This is a genomic window from uncultured Polaribacter sp. (assembly GCF_947497695.1).
Lineage (GTDB): Bacteria > Bacteroidota > Bacteroidia > Flavobacteriales > Flavobacteriaceae > Polaribacter.
In genome coordinates, this window is sequence record NZ_CANMHM010000003.1 from 95,466 (window position 1) to 113,588 (window position 18,123).

16 protein-coding genes are annotated in these 18,123 nt (G+C 25.6%); 15 read left to right on the forward strand and 1 reads right to left on the reverse strand.

Annotated elements, in window-relative coordinates:
- The first annotated feature begins 7 nt into the window (after positions 1-7).
- From Q0731_RS04735 to Q0731_RS04805, 15 genes are read left to right on the forward strand one after another with little or no spacing between them, the layout of a single operon-like run.
- Positions 8-1,111, forward strand: coding sequence for a glycosyltransferase (locus tag Q0731_RS04735; protein WP_299060604.1), 1,104 nt, complete (start codon positions 8-10; stop codon positions 1,109-1,111).
- 4 nt (positions 1,112-1,115) lie between these two features.
- Positions 1,116-3,008, forward strand: a complete 1,893-nt coding sequence (asnB, locus tag Q0731_RS04740; RefSeq protein ID WP_299060607.1) for an asparagine synthase (glutamine-hydrolyzing) — start codon at positions 1,116-1,118, stop codon at positions 3,006-3,008.
- A 12-nt stretch (positions 3,009-3,020) separates the two neighbouring features.
- The gene (gene neuB / locus Q0731_RS04745; protein WP_299060610.1) at positions 3,021-4,067 is read left to right on the forward strand and encodes an N-acetylneuraminate synthase; all 1,047 of its coding nucleotides are present in this window, start codon (positions 3,021-3,023) and stop codon (positions 4,065-4,067) included.
- A 12-nt stretch (positions 4,068-4,079) separates the two neighbouring features.
- Positions 4,080-4,673: a hypothetical protein gene (locus Q0731_RS04750; protein WP_299060612.1), complete on the forward strand. Its 594-nt coding sequence runs from the start codon at positions 4,080-4,082 to the stop codon at positions 4,671-4,673.
- Complete coding sequence (gene neuC / locus Q0731_RS04755; RefSeq protein WP_299060614.1) at positions 4,673-5,797, forward strand: UDP-N-acetylglucosamine 2-epimerase; 1,125 nt, start codon at positions 4,673-4,675, stop codon at positions 5,795-5,797. The genes Q0731_RS04750 and neuC overlap by 1 nt, the downstream gene beginning before the upstream one ends.
- Entirely contained in the window at positions 5,798-6,448 is a 651-nt protein-coding gene (locus tag Q0731_RS04760; protein ID WP_299060616.1) for an acylneuraminate cytidylyltransferase family protein, read from the forward strand.
- A gap of 4 nt (positions 6,449-6,452) precedes the next feature.
- The gene (locus tag Q0731_RS04765; protein WP_299060619.1) at positions 6,453-7,850 is read left to right on the forward strand and encodes a hypothetical protein; all 1,398 of its coding nucleotides are present in this window, start codon (positions 6,453-6,455) and stop codon (positions 7,848-7,850) included.
- Entirely contained in the window at positions 7,843-8,994 is a 1,152-nt protein-coding gene (locus Q0731_RS04770) for a glycosyltransferase family 4 protein (RefSeq protein ID WP_299060621.1), read from the forward strand. Before Q0731_RS04765 ends, Q0731_RS04770 begins: the two co-directional genes overlap by 8 nt.
- A 13-nt stretch (positions 8,995-9,007) precedes the next feature.
- The gene (locus tag Q0731_RS04775; protein ID WP_299060623.1) at positions 9,008-10,132 is read left to right on the forward strand and encodes a glycosyltransferase; all 1,125 of its coding nucleotides are present in this window, start codon (positions 9,008-9,010) and stop codon (positions 10,130-10,132) included.
- Positions 10,125-11,195, forward strand: coding sequence for a glycosyltransferase (locus Q0731_RS04780; protein ID WP_299060625.1), 1,071 nt, complete (start codon positions 10,125-10,127; stop codon positions 11,193-11,195). The genes Q0731_RS04775 and Q0731_RS04780 overlap by 8 nt, the downstream gene beginning before the upstream one ends.
- Positions 11,192-12,520, forward strand: coding sequence for an O-antigen ligase family protein (locus tag Q0731_RS04785; RefSeq protein ID WP_299060628.1), 1,329 nt, complete (start codon positions 11,192-11,194; stop codon positions 12,518-12,520). Before Q0731_RS04780 ends, Q0731_RS04785 begins: the two co-directional genes overlap by 4 nt.
- Positions 12,510-13,523, forward strand: coding sequence for a glycosyltransferase family 4 protein (locus tag Q0731_RS04790; protein ID WP_299060631.1), 1,014 nt, complete (start codon positions 12,510-12,512; stop codon positions 13,521-13,523). Before Q0731_RS04785 ends, Q0731_RS04790 begins: the two co-directional genes overlap by 11 nt.
- Positions 13,520-14,845: a hypothetical protein gene (locus Q0731_RS04795; protein ID WP_299060634.1), complete on the forward strand. Its 1,326-nt coding sequence runs from the start codon at positions 13,520-13,522 to the stop codon at positions 14,843-14,845. The genes Q0731_RS04790 and Q0731_RS04795 overlap by 4 nt, the downstream gene beginning before the upstream one ends.
- Positions 14,838-15,581 carry a glycosyltransferase family 2 protein gene (locus tag Q0731_RS04800; protein WP_299060637.1) on the forward strand — a complete coding sequence of 248 codons (744 nt, stop codon included), beginning with the start codon at positions 14,838-14,840 and terminating at the stop codon, positions 15,579-15,581. Before Q0731_RS04795 ends, Q0731_RS04800 begins: the two co-directional genes overlap by 8 nt.
- Positions 15,578-16,957: an exopolysaccharide biosynthesis polyprenyl glycosylphosphotransferase gene (locus Q0731_RS04805; RefSeq protein WP_299060639.1), complete on the forward strand. Its 1,380-nt coding sequence runs from the start codon at positions 15,578-15,580 to the stop codon at positions 16,955-16,957. The genes Q0731_RS04800 and Q0731_RS04805 overlap by 4 nt, the downstream gene beginning before the upstream one ends.
- Here the strand turns inward: Q0731_RS04805 and Q0731_RS04810 are convergent.
- Positions 16,937-18,118, reverse strand: a complete 1,182-nt coding sequence (locus Q0731_RS04810) for a DUF4105 domain-containing protein (protein ID WP_299060641.1) — start codon at positions 18,116-18,118, stop codon at positions 16,937-16,939. The genes Q0731_RS04805 and Q0731_RS04810 overlap by 21 nt on opposite strands.
- Between the last annotated feature and the right edge of the window lie 5 nt (positions 18,119-18,123).

Below are 18,123 nucleotides of genomic sequence, written 5' to 3' on the forward strand. Positions count from 1 at the left end.
TTTTAAAATGAAAATAGCAAACGTAATTGTTTCCGAACAAAGTATCCCCAGCCATAAAAATGGATCATGGACTCAACGTATTGAATACTATTTAAAAAGTGCTAGTAATAATGTTGATTATGTAATTTGCAGTGAAACAAAAAAAACAATAAAATCATCTTCAAAATTTTACAATTCTAAAAATAAAAATTCAAGATTTGAACGTAAATTTTTTCCAAAAAAAAGATATTCAGATTTCCTTTTAAAAATAAGTTTAATTTTAGAAAATTATGACAAAATTATACTATGTGTTATTGATAATATTAAACTATCAAATGCTGTAAGTGATTATTTAGATATAAATTCTTTAAAAGATAAGGTAACATTAATATTTTATAGTTGTGGTTATTCCTATTTTTTAAAACCTAGAGAACATTTAAAATTTTCTAAAAATATTGATGAAATTATTTTTTTAACAAAATCTGCTTATCATTTTAACAAGGATATATATAATGAATTTACACCAGAAGTTTCAATTATTAATAACCCTATTAATAAAAATATTTTTTCAGCAATAAAAAGGGGTGGAGATGATGAAATTTCAAAAAAATATAATTTAAAAGGAAAAACAGTTTTCCTTTGGCTTTCTCATGACAGAAAGAAAAAAGGGTTGTCAATTATTTTAAATGCATGGAAAATATTTAATAAAGAAAATAGTGTTTTGTTGGTTGTTGGTGCAAAAAGAGATCTACAAATACCTAACGTTATTTTTGTAGGACAAGTAGAAAGTTTTAATGTTCATAAATATTATAAATGTGCTCATATATATTTATTCCCAACCCTTTGGAAAGAGGGTTTTGGATTAAGTTTATCTCAAGCAATATGTTCAGGGTGTTTTTCTGTGGCAGCAAAAAATGGTGGTGTAGAGGATTTTTTTACTAAAAGTGATGGAATTTTAATTGAAGAACCTAATTTAACAGAAAATTGGATAAATGCCATGGAAATTGCAAGGATTCAAATACAAAAAGGTTGGAAAAATGAATCGTTAGGCAAACAAATATTAACATTTGATGAATGGTCATTAAAGTTTAGTGAAATTTTTAATAAATGGCAAAAAAGACTAAAAATATAATTATATGTGTGCAATAAATGGTTATGTAAATTGGAGTGGAATAAAACCATTAGAATATGATTGTGTTAGTTTGTCTTTAAAAGCAATGACATATAGAGGTCCAGATTATTCAGAAATTTATTCAGACAATTTTGCTTTATTAGGCCATAATAGATTGTCTATTGTAGATTTAAATGCTAGATCTAATCAACCAATGACTAGTACAAATAATAGATTTACAATAGTTTTTAATGGTGAAATATATAACTATAAAGTTTTAAGAGAAGAACTAAAGCTTAAAGGTATTCCTTTTATTAGTGAATCAGATACAGAGGTTTTATTAAACGCATATATAGAGTTTGGTGTAAATGTTTTAAGTAAAATTAGAGGTATGTTTTCTTTTGTAATTTGGGATAAAAAAGAAAAAAAAATATTTGCTGCAAGAGATCGTTTTGGTGAAAAACCCTTTTATTATTTAAGAAGAAATAAGAAAGAATTTTGTTTTGCATCTAATTTATCTGGTATTGTTCAATTAGCTAAAGAAGAACTAGTAATTAATAACCAAGCAGTCCATGAGTTATTAAATCAACAATATATTGATGTTAATACTTGTATTTACAAAGGAATAAAAAAAATGGCTCCTAGCAGTTATATGATTATTAGTGAAGATGATATAGTAATAAATAAATACTGGGATTTAAACTACAAAGAAAAAATAGATTTAGATTTTAATAGTTCAAAATTAAAAGTTAAAGAAATTTTAAATAATGCTATTGAAGAACAATTAGAGGCAGATGTGCCAGTTGGTGTTTTTTTAAGCGGGGGAACAGATTCTTCTATTATTACTGCAATAGCCAGTAAAAAAAAGAAAGATATAACGGCTATAACAATATCTACACCAGATGATAAGGTTAATGATGAAAAAGAACATGCAGCTTATGTTGCTAATAAATTAAAAATAAATCATAAAGTAATAGAATTAAATAAAGATTGTGTTAATTATTTACCTCATATTTTAAGTACAATAGAACCAATTGCAGACGCATCATTAATACCTAGTTTTGCAATTACACAAAGTGCTAAAAAAGACTTTACAGTAATGCTAAGTGGAGATGGAGGTGATGAAGTTTTTGGAGGTTATAAGATGCCTATAACATTTAAAGACAATCCTTTTAAAGGAAACTCAATAACTACAGCAATTGTAAATAGTGTTATAAAAAATGCAGATAGGCCAGTATATAAATACTTTTTCTCTAAATTAAATTCAAAAAGAATATTTAAGTGGGGAGGGTTATCTAGTTATTACAACAATTTATCTCTTTCAAAATCTATAGAAAAAACGTTACTAAAAGAAAAACAATTTTTTTTTAGACCCCAAAATCAATATTTAAAAGATTCTCTGAATTATATTAAAAACAAAGAAGATGCCCTTCTTCATGTTGGAGTTAAATCTAAATTGCCAAATGATTTTTTATTTAAAATGGATAGCTCTAGTATGTTAAATTCAATTGAAACTAGAGCTCCTTTTTTAGATTATAGGTTGATAGATTTTACATCAAAATTAAATATTAATCAATTATCTCCGAATAAATTAGATAAAGAAATTTTAAAATCTATAGGTAGTGATTATTTACCAAAAGAGTTTTTTAATTTACCTAAAAAAGGGTTTTCTATCCCTTATTATAGTTATTTAAAAAAAGAATGGGGAACTATTTTACTGACTTATACAAGAGAAGGGATTTCTGCTGATTTAGGTATTTTAAATCCAGATGCAGTAGTTAAGCTATTAGAAGACTATAAATTAAAACCAAGTTTTAGAGTCGGTAGAATTTTATATAGTATTTTAGTGTTCGAAATTTGGTTAAGAGTATTTCATTTAAAAATGGATCCAAATAAAATTAATTTAAATATTGTTTAAACATAATTATAAATGATAAATAGTTACATAGAAATACAAGGAAGAAAAATAGGATTAGACTATCCTCCATTTGTAATTGCAGAATTAGGTATCAATCATGAAGGCTCCTTAAAAGTAGCAAAAGAAATGGTAGATGCAGCTTTTAATGCTGGTGCAGAATGTGTAAAACATCAAACTCATATTGTAGAAGATGAAATGAGTGGAGATGCAAAAAAAGTAATTCCGGGAAATGCTGATGTTTCTATTTATGAGATAATGAAAAGATGTGCTTTAAATGAAAAAGATGAATTTTCTTTAAAAGACTATGTAGAAAGTAAAGGAATGATTTTTATCTCTACACCTTTTTCTAGAGCAGCATCAGAAAGATTAGAAAAAATGAATGTTTCTGCATACAAAATAGGTTCTGGAGAATGTAATAATTATCCATTATTAGAACACATTGCTTCTTTTGGGAAGCCAGTGATATTAAGCACAGGTATGAATACCATTGAAAGTGTTTCTATAGCAGTTAAAATTTTTGAAAAAGCAAAAGTTCCACTAGCATTATTACACACAACTAATTTGTACCCAACTCCAGTTCATTTAGTTAGGTTTGGAGCTATGCAACAATTAGCAAATGCATTTCCAAGAAATGTATATGGTTTGTCTGATCATACCTTAACAAACCATGCTTGCTTTGGGGCAGTAGCCTTAGGAGCCTCTATTTTAGAACGTCACTTTACAGATCATAAACAAAGAACAGGACCTGATATTGTATGTTCTATGGATCAAAAAGATTGTAAAGACTTAGTTGAGGGTAGTCATTTAATTTGGCAAATGCGTGGAGGAATTAAAGAGCCTGCAAAAGAAGAACAGGTAACTATTGATTTTGCTTTTGCCACTGTTGTTTCAATAAAACCTATAAGAAAAGGAGATGTTTTTTCAAAAGAAAATATTTGGGTAAAAAGACCAGGAACAGGAGATATATTAGCAAAAGAATTTAATAAAATATTAGGTAAAAAAGCTCAAAAAGATATCAATAATGATACTCATTTAACCTGGGATGATTTCCTATCGTAAAAATTAATAGTAATGGATAAAAACGATATCATAAATTTTGTAGAGTTTTTACAAAAAAAAGTTTATAAACCAATACAAATTCCAAGTAAAATAATTGATTCAGCTCTAAAAACTACGATTAAAGATATTCAATATCATTTTAAAGAATTATCAAAAAAAGACATTATTAGAAAAATTTATTCTAATAGTAATGAATTAACTGTTTTTTTATTTAGATTAGGTAATGAGTTGCATTTAAATGATTTAGATGAGTTAAAAGGTCAAATACATTGGTTGTTAAAAGAACTTTGTTGTTGTGAAATATATTTTAATAACTTTATTGGAGAAGGTTTTTATGTTGTTCATGGAGAAGGAGTTGTTATTGGTAGTAGAAATACCATTGGAAAAGGATTTATAATACATCAAGGATGTACTATTGGGCATAAAATAAATGGATCAGGTAAAGGGAATATAATTGGTAATAATGTTACTTTGTATTGCAATTCATCTATTATTGGAGAGTTAAATATTGGAGATAATACTATTATTGGAGCTCATGTTTTATTAAATAAAGATTTGGAAAAAGGAGCTACAGCAGTAATGACAAGTAAAATGGTTTTAATATAATGAAAAAAATAATTTTTCTTACAGGTACTCGTGCAGATTTTGGTAAGTTAAAATCGTTAATAGAAATAACACAAAATAGTTCTAATTTCAACGTGCAAATTTTTGCAACAGGAATGCATTTAGATGATAAATATGGTTTAACAGTTAATGAAATTTATAAAAGCGGATTTAAAAATATTTCTACATTTCAAAACCATGTTGGCGAAGAATATATGGATAGAACCTTAGCAAAGACAATAGAAGGGTTTTCTGAATATATTGCCATACAAAAACCAGATCTAATTATTGTACATGGTGATAGAGTTGAGGCTTTAGCAGGCGCAATTGTAGGAAGTTTAAATAATATTTTAGTAGCACACATTGAAGGAGGAGAAATTTCTGGGACTATTGATGAACTTATTAGACACTCTGTAAGTAAATTATCTCACGTACATTTAGTTTCTAATGAAGAAGCTAAGAAAAGATTAATTCAGATGGGAGAATTAGAAAGTTCTATTAATGTAATAGGATCTCCTGACTTAGATTTAATGAATCCAATTAATTTACCAGACCTAGATTTGGTAAAAAAATATTACAATATTTCTTTTGATAATTTTGCAATAGCAATGTATCATCCTGTTACTACAGAATTTAGTGAAATAGAAATGCAGAGCAAATTTTTTGTAGATTCTTTACTAGCATCATCAAAAAACTATATAGTTATTTATCCTAATAATGATTTAGGAACAAATCAAATATTAAAAGAATATAAACGCCTAGAAAATAATGAAAGATTTAAAATATTTCCTTCATTACGTTTTGAGTTTTTTTTAAAATTATTGCAAGAGGCAGATTTTATTATAGGTAATTCTAGTGCTGGAGTTAGAGAAGCTCCTTATTATAAAGTGCCTACCATAAATGTTGGATCCAGACAAAGTAATAGATCCTTAGCTGATTCAATTATAAACGTTTCTTATAATTCAAATGAAATATTGACAACAATTAACAATATACATACTAGAAAAGAAAAAAATATTGTTACTAAAGAGTTTGGTAACGGTAATAGTTGTAAACTTTTTTTTAGTTTATTAAAATCAGATAAAATGTGGCGTGTAAACTGCCAAAAACAATTTCAAGATTTATAAATGAGAGTTATTGCTATTATACCTGCAAGAGGAGGATCTAAAGGGATTCCTCGAAAAAACATTGTAAACTTTAAAGGTTTACCTCTAATTCAGTGGTCTATAGATGCAGCTTTAAAATCTAAATATATTACAAATGTAGTTGTATCTTCTGATGATGATGAGATTTTAGAGTTAGCAAACAAAAGTAAAGATGTAGTAAAAATAAAAAGACCAATTGAATTAGCACAAGATAATTCTAAAACAGAACCTGTTTTAATACATGTATTAAATACTATTAAAAATGATTACGATTATTTAATTCTTTTACAGCCAACATCTCCATTAAGAACATCTGAAGATATAGATTTAGCTTTTGATAATTTACTAAAATCTAATGCAACTTCATTAATTAGTGTCTGTAAATTACAACACCATCCCTATAAAACGTTTAAAATAAATAATAATGGGTTTTTGGAAGGTATAATTAATAATTCGTTTCCTTTTTTACCAAGACAAGAATTACCAGAAACATATAGAGCCAATGGAGCTATATACATTGTTAAAGTTAATGAATTTTTGAAAGAAGGTAAGTTGTTAACACAAAAAACAATACATTTTGAAATGTCAGAAAAAAATAGTTTAGATATAGATTCTAAAAAAGATTTAAGATAATAATATGAAAATTATTTTGTTAGTTCCAGATGGTGTTGGTGTGCGTAATTATTTATTTTCTAGTTTTACAAGTAATTTAATTAAAAACAACAATGATGTTTTAATTTATCACAAATTAACAGCTTCATGTATCAATGAAATTAAAGCATACAAACCAGAAATTGATAACTTTGAAGAGATTCCTAATTTTATAGAAAATATAAAAATGAGGGTTTTGAGAGAAAGTTTAGCTTATGCTAGACTTCTCAGAAATAAAAAGATTCTTAAAAATAACACAATATTAAATTTTTGGTCACCAAGTAAAAAAGGGATTAAAAAAAAGTGCTTATATTTTTGTGCAGAGGTATTTGGTAAACTACTTTCAAAATCCAATCTATTATTAAAAAAAGGTGACACTTTGTATGAAAAAGAAATATTATTTAATAAAAACAATATTTTTATAGAACAAACACTACTTAATTTTAAGCCTGATATAGTTTTAAATCTTCATCAAAGATCGCCTTTAACAGCTCCAATAGTAGAAATAAGCAAAAAATTAAAAATAAAATTAGCTACTGTGATTTTTTCTTGGGATAATGTGCCTAAAGCAAGACTGATTTCTAGATATGATTTTTATTTTGTTTGGTCTAGTTTGATGAAAAAAGAACTTAATTTGTTATACCCAGACATAAATGAAAAACAAATTAAAATAACAGGAACACCTCAATTTGAGTTTTATCAAAATGAAAAATTAATTGTAAAAAAAGAAACTTTTTTTAATGAATATAACTTAGATCTTGGAAAAAAAACAGTATGTTTTTCAGGAGATGATGTTTTAACCTCACCAAATGACCCTGTATATTTAGAAGCCATAGCAAAAGCTATAACTTCTATGCCAAAAGAAAAACAATATCAAATTTTATTTAGAAGATGTCCTGTAGATTTATCAGGCAGATATGATGATATTGTTGATAAGTATTCAAATATAATAAAGTTAGCACCTCCTATTTGGAATTTTGATAAATCGAAAAAAAATAAATTTACACTTGTTTACCCAAAATTTGATGATATTAAGTTATTGGTAAATACTGTTAAACATTGTGATGTAGTTATCAATTTAGGTTCTACAATGGCACATGATTTTGCCGTTTTAAATAAGCCAGCAATTTATTTAAATTACGATGTAGCCACAAATAATAAATGCTCTGTAAAAACGGTATACAATTTTCAACATTTTAGAAGTATGAAAGGTTTACAGCCTGTTTTTTGGTTGAATAATGAGAAAGAAATTTTAAACTGTATTTATCAAAGCTTAAACAATTCATCAAAAGTGATAAAAGATTCACAAAAATGGTTAAATATTATAGCAAATCAAGAACAGGTATGTTTTAATAATGTTTTAAATGAAATATTAAATGAATAAAAAAAAACATATTATATATTTAACCAATGAATATCCTAAGGAGGGTTTAGATGGAGGAGGAATAGGTTCTTTTGTTCAATTTTTAGGCCATGGATTAACTTCAAAAAATATTAAAATATCTGTTATAGGGATAAATAATATTAATAAAGATGAACACGAAAAGGATAAAGAAATAGATATATATAGATTAGCAAGATCTAAATGGAAATTTGGTAAATTTTATCAAAATACTCAACGTATTTTATCTAAAATAGAAGAGATAAATAAACTGTATAAAGTTGATATTATAGAAGGAAGTGAGTTAAATTTTGCTTTTTTTCCTAAAAAAACAACATATAAAAAAGTAATTCGTTTACATGGAGGGCATCATTTTTTTGCTATTGAGTTAGGTAAAAAACCAGCATTATGGAGAGGTTTTCAAGAAAAAAGGTCTTTTAATAGAGCAGATAATTATGTAGCAGTTAGTAATTATGTTGGTAATCAAACACAAAAACATCTAAAAATTAATTTTCCATTCATTACTATTTATAATACTGTTAATACAAATAAATTTAAACCTAATTTATCAGCTAGCATAAAAAAAAATCAATTACTCTTTGTGGGTACAGTTTGTGAGAAGAAAGGTATAAGACAATTAGTTGAATCAATAGCAATTATCAAAAAAAAAATTAATAACGTTCATTTAAAAATTGTAGGTAGAGATTGGGTTTCTAGAGATGGAGTATCTTATGTATCATATTTAAAAACAATTATACCAAAAGAATTAAAAAAAAATATAGAATTTGTTGGAGCTGTAGCCCATAATAAAGTAACAAATTATATTGATGAAGCTCATTTATGCATTTTCCCATCACATATGGAAGCTATGCCAATTGCATGGTTAGAGGGTTTAGCAAAAGGTAAAACAGTTATTGCAGCTAATATTGGTCCTGGTAGAGAGCTAATAAAAGATAATAAAACTGGTGTTTTAGTAGATCCATATTCACCTGAAGATATCGCTAAAAAAATTATTTTGTTATTAACTAATAATGAAAAAGCATTTTTTTTAGCAAAAGAAGCTAGAATAGATATTTTAGATAGATTTTCTCCACAAAAAATTTTAGATAAAAATATAACCTTTTATAACTCTATTTTGAAGAACTAAATTATTATTAAAAATGAGATTTTGTATTATAACTCACGCAACTCATAAAGAGAAAAACGGTAATTTTTTTGCATACGAACCTTACGTTCGTGAGATGAATTTATGGTTAAAATATGTTGGTAACGTAGAAATTATTGCTCCAAAATTAGAAAGTGAACCTAATGCAATAGAGATAGAATATCAGTGTAATAATATTTTTTATAATAAAGTTTCTTCTATTCAATTTACTTCATTAATTTATGTTTTAAAGTCAATATTCTTATTACCCTCTATTTTTTTAAAATTATTTAAAGCCTGTAAAAGAGCAGATCATATTCATTTAAGATGCCCAGGAAATATGGGTTTATTAGGGTGTTTAGTTCAAATATTTTTTCCTAATAAAAAAAAGACTGTAAAATATGCTGGTAATTGGGATCCAGAAAGTAAGCAGCCACTAAGCTATAAATTTCAAAGATGGATAGTTTCTAATACTTTTTTAACTAAAAATTGTAAAGTTTTGGTTTATGGTGATTGGCCTAATCAAACAAAAAATATTGTTCCTTTTTTTACAGCATCATATTTTAAAAGTGAAATAACAGAAATTATAAAAAAAGATTTCACATCAAAAATAAGGTTGCTTTTTGTTGGAGGTTTAACAGAAGGTAAACAACCATTATTAACTGTTATTGCTACTCATGAATTAATAAAAAAAGGATATAATGTAAGTTTAGATTTATATGGAGATGGTATTAAAAGAAATGAAATTCTAACATATTTAAGGTTATATAAACTAGAAAAAAGTATAATTTTACATGGAAACGTGAGTAAAGAGGTTGTTAAAAAAGCTTTTAAAGAAGCACACTTTTTAATTTTTATTTCAAAATCTGAGGGATGGCCTAAAGTTGTTGCAGAAGCAATGTTTTGGAGTTGTTTGCCAATATCATCGAATGTTTCATGTATAAATTATATGTTAGGTAATAATAAACGAGGTACTGTTTTAAATGCAAATGTATTTAAAGAAGATATTGTTATAGAAATAGAAAGTTATATAAAAAATAAAATAATTTACAAAGAAAAAGTTTTAAATGCCAAAAGGTGGTCACAAAACTTTACTTTGGATAAGTTTGAAAATGAAATTAAAAAAATAATTGATGCGTAACAAAAAAGGGGTTATTCAGGTTATAGATTCATTAAATGCAGGAGGTGCTGAGGTATTAGCAGTAAATATTGCCAATGGTTTGGCTGATAAAGGAAACAATTCGCACATTTGTACAACCAGAAATGAAGGTGTTTTAAAAAGTAATGTTAGTAAAGGAGTTGGATATTTATTTTTAAACAAAAAGAAGGCAATCGATATTTCTGCTATTATTAAATTTATAAATTATATTAAATTAAATAATATTAGAATTATTCATGCTCATTCTAGTTCTTATTTTTTTGCATTTTGTATAAAAATATTGCACCCACAAACTAGTGTTATTTGGCATGATCATTATGGGAAAAATTTACAAAATAGAAAGTTGTACCCTTTAAAAATATGTTCCTATTTTTTTAAGTCTATAATTTCCGTAAATAGAGATTTAAAAAAATGGGCTCAAATAAAACTAAATTGTAAACAAGTTTATTTTTTAAATAATTTTCCTGAATTTATAAAAAAAAAAAACACAACAGTATTAAAAGGAGTAAAAGGCAAACGTATAGTTCATCTTGCTGCTTTTAGAGAACAAAAAGACCATTTAAATTTACTAAAAGCATTTAAAGTTATACATATTAAATATTCTGAATATACACTGCATTTGGTAGGGAAAATAAATACTGGTAGTTATTCTACAGAGATCATAAATTTTATTAAAGAAAATAAATTAACAAATGTTGTTTTTTTATATGGTGTTTGTACCGATATAAAAAATATTCTTAATCAATCTGATATAGGAGTATTGTCTTCTAAGTCAGAAGGTTTACCTGTATCACTTTTAGAGTATGGATTAGCAAAATTACCTGTATTGGTGACTGATGTAGGGGAATGTAAAAAAGTTATAAATTGTAATAAAGCAGTAGTTATTGCAGAAAATAGTAATATTTTTGCAGAGTATTTAATGAATTTAATAAAAAGTGAGAATTTAAGAAATAAAATTTCTTCTACTTTAAATAAAAATGTCGAAAAAAATTTTTCTAAAAATAGCTTTATTTTAAAAATTGAAAAATTTTACAAAAACTCATGATAGAAAAAATATTAAATTTTAAACTTTTATTTATAATACTCCATATTTTTTTAGGATTTATTGTAACGTTTTTACCAGTTTCTAAAATTTATACACTACTTATTATTTTTATTGGAATTTTAACCATTTTTAAAACTAAAAATAAGGGAGAAGAAGCCTTGTATTTTATAAGTTATTTAAGTGGGGCTGAGGTTTTTATTAGAATGATTAGTGGTACAATACTTTATGAAACAGGTAAGTATGGTGTTATTTTATTTGTTTTATTAGGTATAATTCTTGGACCAATAAAACAAAAAGCAACTGTGTCTTTTGTTTTTTATATTTTACTTTTATTAATTGGCATTGTTTTTACGCAAGTTCCTGCAGGAGAATCTATTAGAAAGGCGATTGCCTTTAACCTAAGTGGACCTGTAACATTGGGTATTTTTGCAATATACTGTTATAAAAGAATTGTAACTATAGAGCAGTTAAAAGCAGCTCTTTTCATGGGGTTATTTCCTTTATTTGCTATGATAAGTTATATTTATTTTAGAACCCCAAATTTAGAAGAACTAGTCTTTAATACTCAATCTAACTTTAGTACTTCTGGAGGCTTTGGTCCTAATCAAGTTTCTATAATGATTGGCTTTGGTGCTTTTATTCTAGTACTATTTTTGTTTTTAAGAGTTAAAACTTCTTTGTATATATTTTTAGACGCATTATTTTTAGCATATTTTATATACAGAGGTTTACTAACTTTTTCTAGAGGAGGAATGCTAACAGCTGCTATTGCATTTTTAAGCTTTAGTTTTTTTATGTTTAGATATCAACAAATTACAATTGTAAAAATTTCTAAATATGTTTTTATTTCTTTAGTATTATTTTTTGGTATTTGGTTGTACACATCAAATATTACTGGAGGAATGTTAGCAAATAGATATGCAGGTAAAAATGCTTCAGGTGTTGTAAAAACAGATGTTACAGCAGGTAGAGGTAAAATTATCGATTCGCAGTTAGAAAACTTTAATAAATCCCCAATTTTTGGAATTGGAGTTGGGAATGGTAAATATAGTAGAATTGAGAGTGGTAAAAATATTACGGCTGCTTCTCATAATGAAGTTACGAGATTAATTGAAGAACATGGTTTATTAGGGATTGTTGCGCTTTTAATTCTTTTATTAGTTCCACTTGAAAACATGTTTTTTAGTAATAATTATCAAAGAGCATTTTTAATGTCTTTTTATGTATTTTGGTTTTTAACTATCAATCATTCTGCGATGAGAATTGCATTTCCTGCATTTGCTTATGGGTTAAGTTTAATAAAAATTATTCCTGATGAAACCTAAAAAAATTTTATATATAGGCAATAACCTAACAAAAAAAACAAAATACAATTCTACTATAATTGTTTTGTCAGCTTTATTAGTAAGTGAAGGGTATTCTGTTAAAATTGCTTCAGATAAAACCAGTAAACTTTTAAGGCTTTTAGATATGTGTTACACATTATTTATAAATAGAAAAAAAGTAGATTATGTTTTAATAGATACTTTTAGTACTATTAATTTCTATTATGCTTTAATTATCTCTCAATTATCTAGAGTTTTTAATTTAAAATATATCCCCATTCTTCATGGAGGTAATCTTCCAGAAAGGTTAAATAAGAATAAACATTATTGTGATTTAATTTTTAAAAATTCGTACAAAAATATTGCACCTTCTAATTATTTAAAATCTGCATTTGAAGAAAAAGGATATGCAACAGTATTTATTCCCAATGTTTTAGAGGTAGAAAAATATAATTTTAAAAAAAGACATCAATTAAAACCCAATTTACTTTGGGTAAGAGCTTTTAAAGAAATTTATAATCCTACATTGGCAATTAAGGTACTTTATGAGCTTAAAAAACAATTTCCAAAAGCTAAATTATGTATGGTTGGTCCTTTTGTAGACAATTCTTATAAAGAAACTCTTAAATTAGTTAATAAATATGAATTAGTAAATTCTGTAGAATTTACAGACGTTTTACTCAAGGAAGATTGGCATAAAAAATCAGTAGATTATGATGTTTTTATAAATACAACAAACTTTGATAATACACCTGTAAGTGTAATGGAAGCAATGGCTTTAGGATTACCTGTAGTGAGTACAAATGTTGGAGGATTACCTTTTTTAATAAATAATAAGGTAGATGGTATTTTGGTTGAAAATAAAAATTCAACAAAAATGGTTGCAGAAATTTTAAATGTATTAAATGGAAATTATCCTAGTATCTCAGAAAAAGCAAGAGAGAAGGTAGAAGGGTTTTCTTGGGAATTTGTGAAAAATAAATGGTTTAAATTATTAAAATGATTTATAATATTTTATTAGAAAAATTAATTTTACCAATTGGTGACTTTTTTTTGAAGACTTCATATATAAAACGTCTAAAATATTGGAGAAGTATTGATAAGTTAAGCCTTAAAGAAATAAATTTAGAGCAACAAAATAACTTAAAAAGAGTATTAAATTTAGCCAAAGAAAAATCAATATTTTATCAGAATATTAATTTTAAAGGTACCGATGTTTATAGTTGGTTAAAAGAGTTTCCTATCTTAACAAAAAAGATGTTAAATGAAAATATAGACTATCTTTTAACAGAAGAAAAAAAAAGTTTAATTAAATTCTCTACTAGTGGTTCGTCTGGTTATAGGGCAGATATATACATGAATAAGGAAGATTTGTCTTCTTTTAGAGCAGGTAATACAAGATGGTGGGAGTGGGTAGGTTATAAAATAGGGTCAAATCTATTACAAACAGGTATGACCTTGGATAGAAAGTTTGTAAAATCAGTTAAAGATACTTTATTTAAGACAGTTTACATTAATGCTTTTTCTTTATCAGAGAAACAAATGTATAAAGTGCTTCATAAAGTTAAAAATAAAAACTTCTATTTACTGGGTTATGCTTCTTCATTAAATGTTCTTGCTGAATTTGCCTTAAAAGAAAATATTGAAGTTCAATTCTGTGGAATTATTAGTTTAGGAGACAAATTATTTAATCATTACAAAACAAATATAAAAAAAGCCTTTAAAGCTAAAGTAATTGAAACCTATGGAACCTCAGAAGGGTTTCTTATTGCATGTCAGTATGATTTAGAGTATTTGTATATTAATTCTGCCCAAGTATATTTAGAAATTCTAGATGAAAATAATCTTCCTGTTTTAGATGGTGAAATAGGGTATGTAGTAGTTACAAGGCTAGATAATTCTGCAATGCCGTTAATTAGATATAAAATAGGTGATTTAGCAATTAAATTACCTAAAAAAGATTACCCTAAAAATAGAAAACTTAACTATCCGTTGTTAAAAAAAGTAATTGGTAGAGATACTGATATTATTCTTCTTCCAGATGATAGGAAATTAATAGTACATTCCTTTACAGGTATATTTGAATATTTTGAAGAAATAAAACAATTTAAAGTTATTCAATATAATAAATTAGGAATTACAATTGAATTTATTAAATCAAACAAATATCAAACTAAAGTTTTAGACAAAATATTAATGAAACTTCAGCAAATTATTTTAAATCCTAATTTTAAAATTGATTTTAAAGAAGTAAAAGAAATTAAGCCAACCAAATCAGGGAAACCACAAATTATAGAATCATTTTTAAAATTTAATAATGAATAATCTTGTTTCTATTATTACTCCTAATTACAATTCTGAAAAATTTATTTCAGATACTATAAACAGTGTTTTAAACCAAACCTATCAAAATTGGGAAATGATTATTATTGATGATGTTTCTTCTGATAATAGTTTAAATATTATTACTGCTTACTGTAAACAAGATACTAGAATTAAACTGCATAAATTGTCTAAAAACTCAGGAGCTGCAATTGCTAGAAATAAAGCAATTTCTTTAGCTAATGGTAATTTTATAGCCTTTTTAGATAGTGATGATTTATGGTTGCCTCAAAAATTAAAACTTCAGTTAAATTTTATGCTGAATAATAATTATGCTTTAAGTTATACATCTTATGAAATTATTAATGAACAAGGAGTTTTAAAAGATAAAATTATTTTATGTAAAGAAAAATTAGATTATAATAGAATGTTGTATTCTAATGAAATAGGATGTTTAACGGCTATGTATAATAAAGATCTTTTGGGTAAAGTTTTAATGCCTAATATTAGAAAAAGACAAGATTATGGTTTGTGGTTAAAGATTTTAAAATCAGAAAAATATGCTTATGGTTTACAACAAGTTTTAGCACTATATAGAGATAGAAGTGAATCAATATCTAATAATAAAGTAGAAATGCTTAAATGGAATTGGAATTTGTATAAAGATGTTGAAAAAATGTCTTATTTTCGAGCAACCTATTATACAATGTGTAATATCATTAACAAACTCCTAAAATGATTTCAAAATCATCCTATAATATTTCTGAAAGGAAAATACTATTGATTATAGTTGATGTTGCAATAATTATTGCAAGTCTTTTTTTGTGTTCTAAATTTTTAAATTTTAATTATTTATTCTTTTCAAGTCCATCAATTTTAAGATGGACTCTTTTAGTTGTTTTTTACTATTTAATTTTTGGAGAAATTTTTCTATTATACAATTTAAAAATATCAAACAATAAATATACTATAGTTAGAAGCGTAATTTTAACCGCTTTTTTCACTACATTTTTTTACATTTTTACACCTTTTATTTCACCAGAATTACCTTCAAATAGATTCCAAATTTTTTACCTTTTTTTAATACTTTTTTTGCCAGTTTTAGCTTGGAGGTTTTTGTATTTGTGGTTAATTTTTTCTCCAAAATTTTTTAAAAATATCCTTATAATAGGCAAATCAGATATTATTAAAAGTTTAATAATAAAAATAAATAAAGATAATCAGCATAACTTACAAGCCTATTTATCAGATAAAAAAGTAGATGAAATAGAAGGGTTTTATGATGTTTCTAAAGTAGATATTTTCTCTTTAATTAATCTTGATAATACAACAGAAGTTATTATTTCTACAAAAGACTTACCATCAGAAGTAGTAGAAAAATTGAATAAAGAGTTGGTTGAATTATTTGAGCAAGGTGTTCATATTATTAGTTTTGAAACATTTTATGAAGATGTAAATTTACGAGTACCCAAAGAGTATTCTAAAAATAGTTTTTATAAACATCTAAGTTTTAGTAGAAATAATAACAATCGTTTTTATCTTTTTAGCTCTAGAGTTTTAGATATTATTTTTTCAATTATTGGTCTTGCCTTTCTAGCTCTTATAATTCCTTTTTTATTGATTGGAAATCTTTTGGGTAATAGAGGGTCATTGTTCTACAGCCAAAAAAGAGTAGGTAAAAATGGAACCAACTTTAGTATTTACAAATTAAGATCGATGGTGCAAAATGCTGAATCTGGAGTTGCAGTTTGGGCAGTTAAAAATGATGTTAGAATTACTGCTTTTGGAAAATTTTTAAGGAATACCAGGTTGGATGAATTTCCACAGTTTTACAATATTTTAAAAGGAGATATGAGTATTATTGGTCCAAGACCAGAAAGACCAAAATTTGTAAATGATTTAGAAAAAGTGATTCCTTTTTATTCTATTAGAAATGCGATAAGACCTGGTTTAACAGGTTGGGCTCAAGTAAACTACCCTTATGCAAACACCATAGAAGAGCAAGAAACGAAGTTGCGATATGATTTGTATTATATTAAAGAAAGAAGTGCTTTTTTAGACTTTAAAATCCTTATCAAAACAATTACGACTGTTTTATTTTTTAGAGGTCAGTAATCTATTTGCTAAATAGAAATACCTGATTAAAAGTAATATTAATAAAGGAATTATTATAACTGGAAAAACCTGAAAATTAATAATCCATAATATTGGTATCATCATTAAAAAAATCATTAGTAGCCACATATATTTTTGGACCCATTTACTTGGACTTTTTTTGAGTAACAAAAAGGCAACAATTACATTTAAAGGAAAAGCCCATAAAATATTAAAGTTATTTGGTGCTGTAGAATGACTTGAGAAAAACCAAAGAAAAAAGAGAATACTACCTATTAATCCTGTGATAAAAAATAGTATAAAATCTAATGATTTTGTTCTCTTGTTATTTTTAAAATCTTTATAAGTAACAAATACTCCCCAAAATGCAAGAATACTAAAAATTAATAAAGGATTAAATATAGAAATAGCAGTTTTTTTTTCTTCGAAATTTAAAAGATTAACTTCTTTTATTACTAACTTTTCAGGTTGATTTTTAATGAAAATAGATGCATTTTTAAAAAAACTATACAAATAATCTGGTAAATACATATATTCTTCAAAAGATGCTATTTGATCTAATTTTGTACCAGCAATTAAGTTTAAACCAAAGGTTCCCCAAGAATTCCAATGAATTTCATTATTGGTTAATTGTCTAAATGATAGTTCTTTTTTTGGATTATTATCGTTAAAAATAATTTTATTCCCTAAAATGTTCTTTGTAATATCTCTTAATATGGTGGCACAATTATCAAAATAAGGGTCGTAATTATAATTTCTATTTTTTGGTAAAGCGTTGTTTTCTAAAAAATTATAATAGGCTTGTTTTTCTTTTTGTGTTAAATTTAAAATCTGCTGTTTTAACCAACGTTGATCTCTTTTATAGCTTGCAAAAAAATATTTAAAATCATAGCGAGCTAAACTATAGATCATATTTCCTTTTGCAAAATTTGTATAAAAATTTGGCTGGTTAAAATCAAACATTCCATAGTTGTAAATTAAATCAAAATTTAAAATAGAATCTTTAATTCTAATGGCAGAATGCCCAAAGGCTTCATATAGTTGCTCTCCTGGTCCAGCAGTTACAATACTTACTTCTGCAAATTCAGAAAGTTGTTTTTGAGCTTTAAAATGAGTGTAAACAGAGAGTAGAAGTAGTAATGAAAAGTATTTTTTTTGCATAGAAG

Coding starts and splice junctions, on each gene's coding strand:
- Q0731_RS04735 (WP_299060604.1), top strand. CDS start 8: ATGAAAATAGCAAACGTAATTGTTTCCGAACAAAGTATCCCCAGCCAT.
- asnB (WP_299060607.1), top strand. CDS start 1,116: ATGTGTGCAATAAATGGTTATGTAAATTGGAGTGGAATAAAACCATTA.
- neuB (WP_299060610.1), top strand. CDS start 3,021: ATGATAAATAGTTACATAGAAATACAAGGAAGAAAAATAGGATTAGAC.
- Q0731_RS04750 (WP_299060612.1), top strand. CDS start 4,080: ATGGATAAAAACGATATCATAAATTTTGTAGAGTTTTTACAAAAAAAA.
- neuC (WP_299060614.1), top strand. CDS start 4,673: ATGAAAAAAATAATTTTTCTTACAGGTACTCGTGCAGATTTTGGTAAG.
- Q0731_RS04760 (WP_299060616.1), top strand. CDS start 5,798: ATGAGAGTTATTGCTATTATACCTGCAAGAGGAGGATCTAAAGGGATT.
- Q0731_RS04765 (WP_299060619.1), top strand. CDS start 6,453: ATGAAAATTATTTTGTTAGTTCCAGATGGTGTTGGTGTGCGTAATTAT.
- Q0731_RS04770 (WP_299060621.1), top strand. CDS start 7,843: ATGAATAAAAAAAAACATATTATATATTTAACCAATGAATATCCTAAG.
- Q0731_RS04775 (WP_299060623.1), top strand. CDS start 9,008: ATGAGATTTTGTATTATAACTCACGCAACTCATAAAGAGAAAAACGGT.
- Q0731_RS04780 (WP_299060625.1), top strand. CDS start 10,125: ATGCGTAACAAAAAAGGGGTTATTCAGGTTATAGATTCATTAAATGCA.
- Q0731_RS04785 (WP_299060628.1), top strand. CDS start 11,192: ATGATAGAAAAAATATTAAATTTTAAACTTTTATTTATAATACTCCAT.
- Q0731_RS04790 (WP_299060631.1), top strand. CDS start 12,510: ATGAAACCTAAAAAAATTTTATATATAGGCAATAACCTAACAAAAAAA.
- Q0731_RS04795 (WP_299060634.1), top strand. CDS start 13,520: ATGATTTATAATATTTTATTAGAAAAATTAATTTTACCAATTGGTGAC.
- Q0731_RS04800 (WP_299060637.1), top strand. CDS start 14,838: ATGAATAATCTTGTTTCTATTATTACTCCTAATTACAATTCTGAAAAA.
- Q0731_RS04805 (WP_299060639.1), top strand. CDS start 15,578: ATGATTTCAAAATCATCCTATAATATTTCTGAAAGGAAAATACTATTG.
- Q0731_RS04810 (WP_299060641.1), bottom strand. CDS start 18,118: ATGCAAAAAAAATACTTTTCATTACTACTTCTACTCTCTGTTTACACT.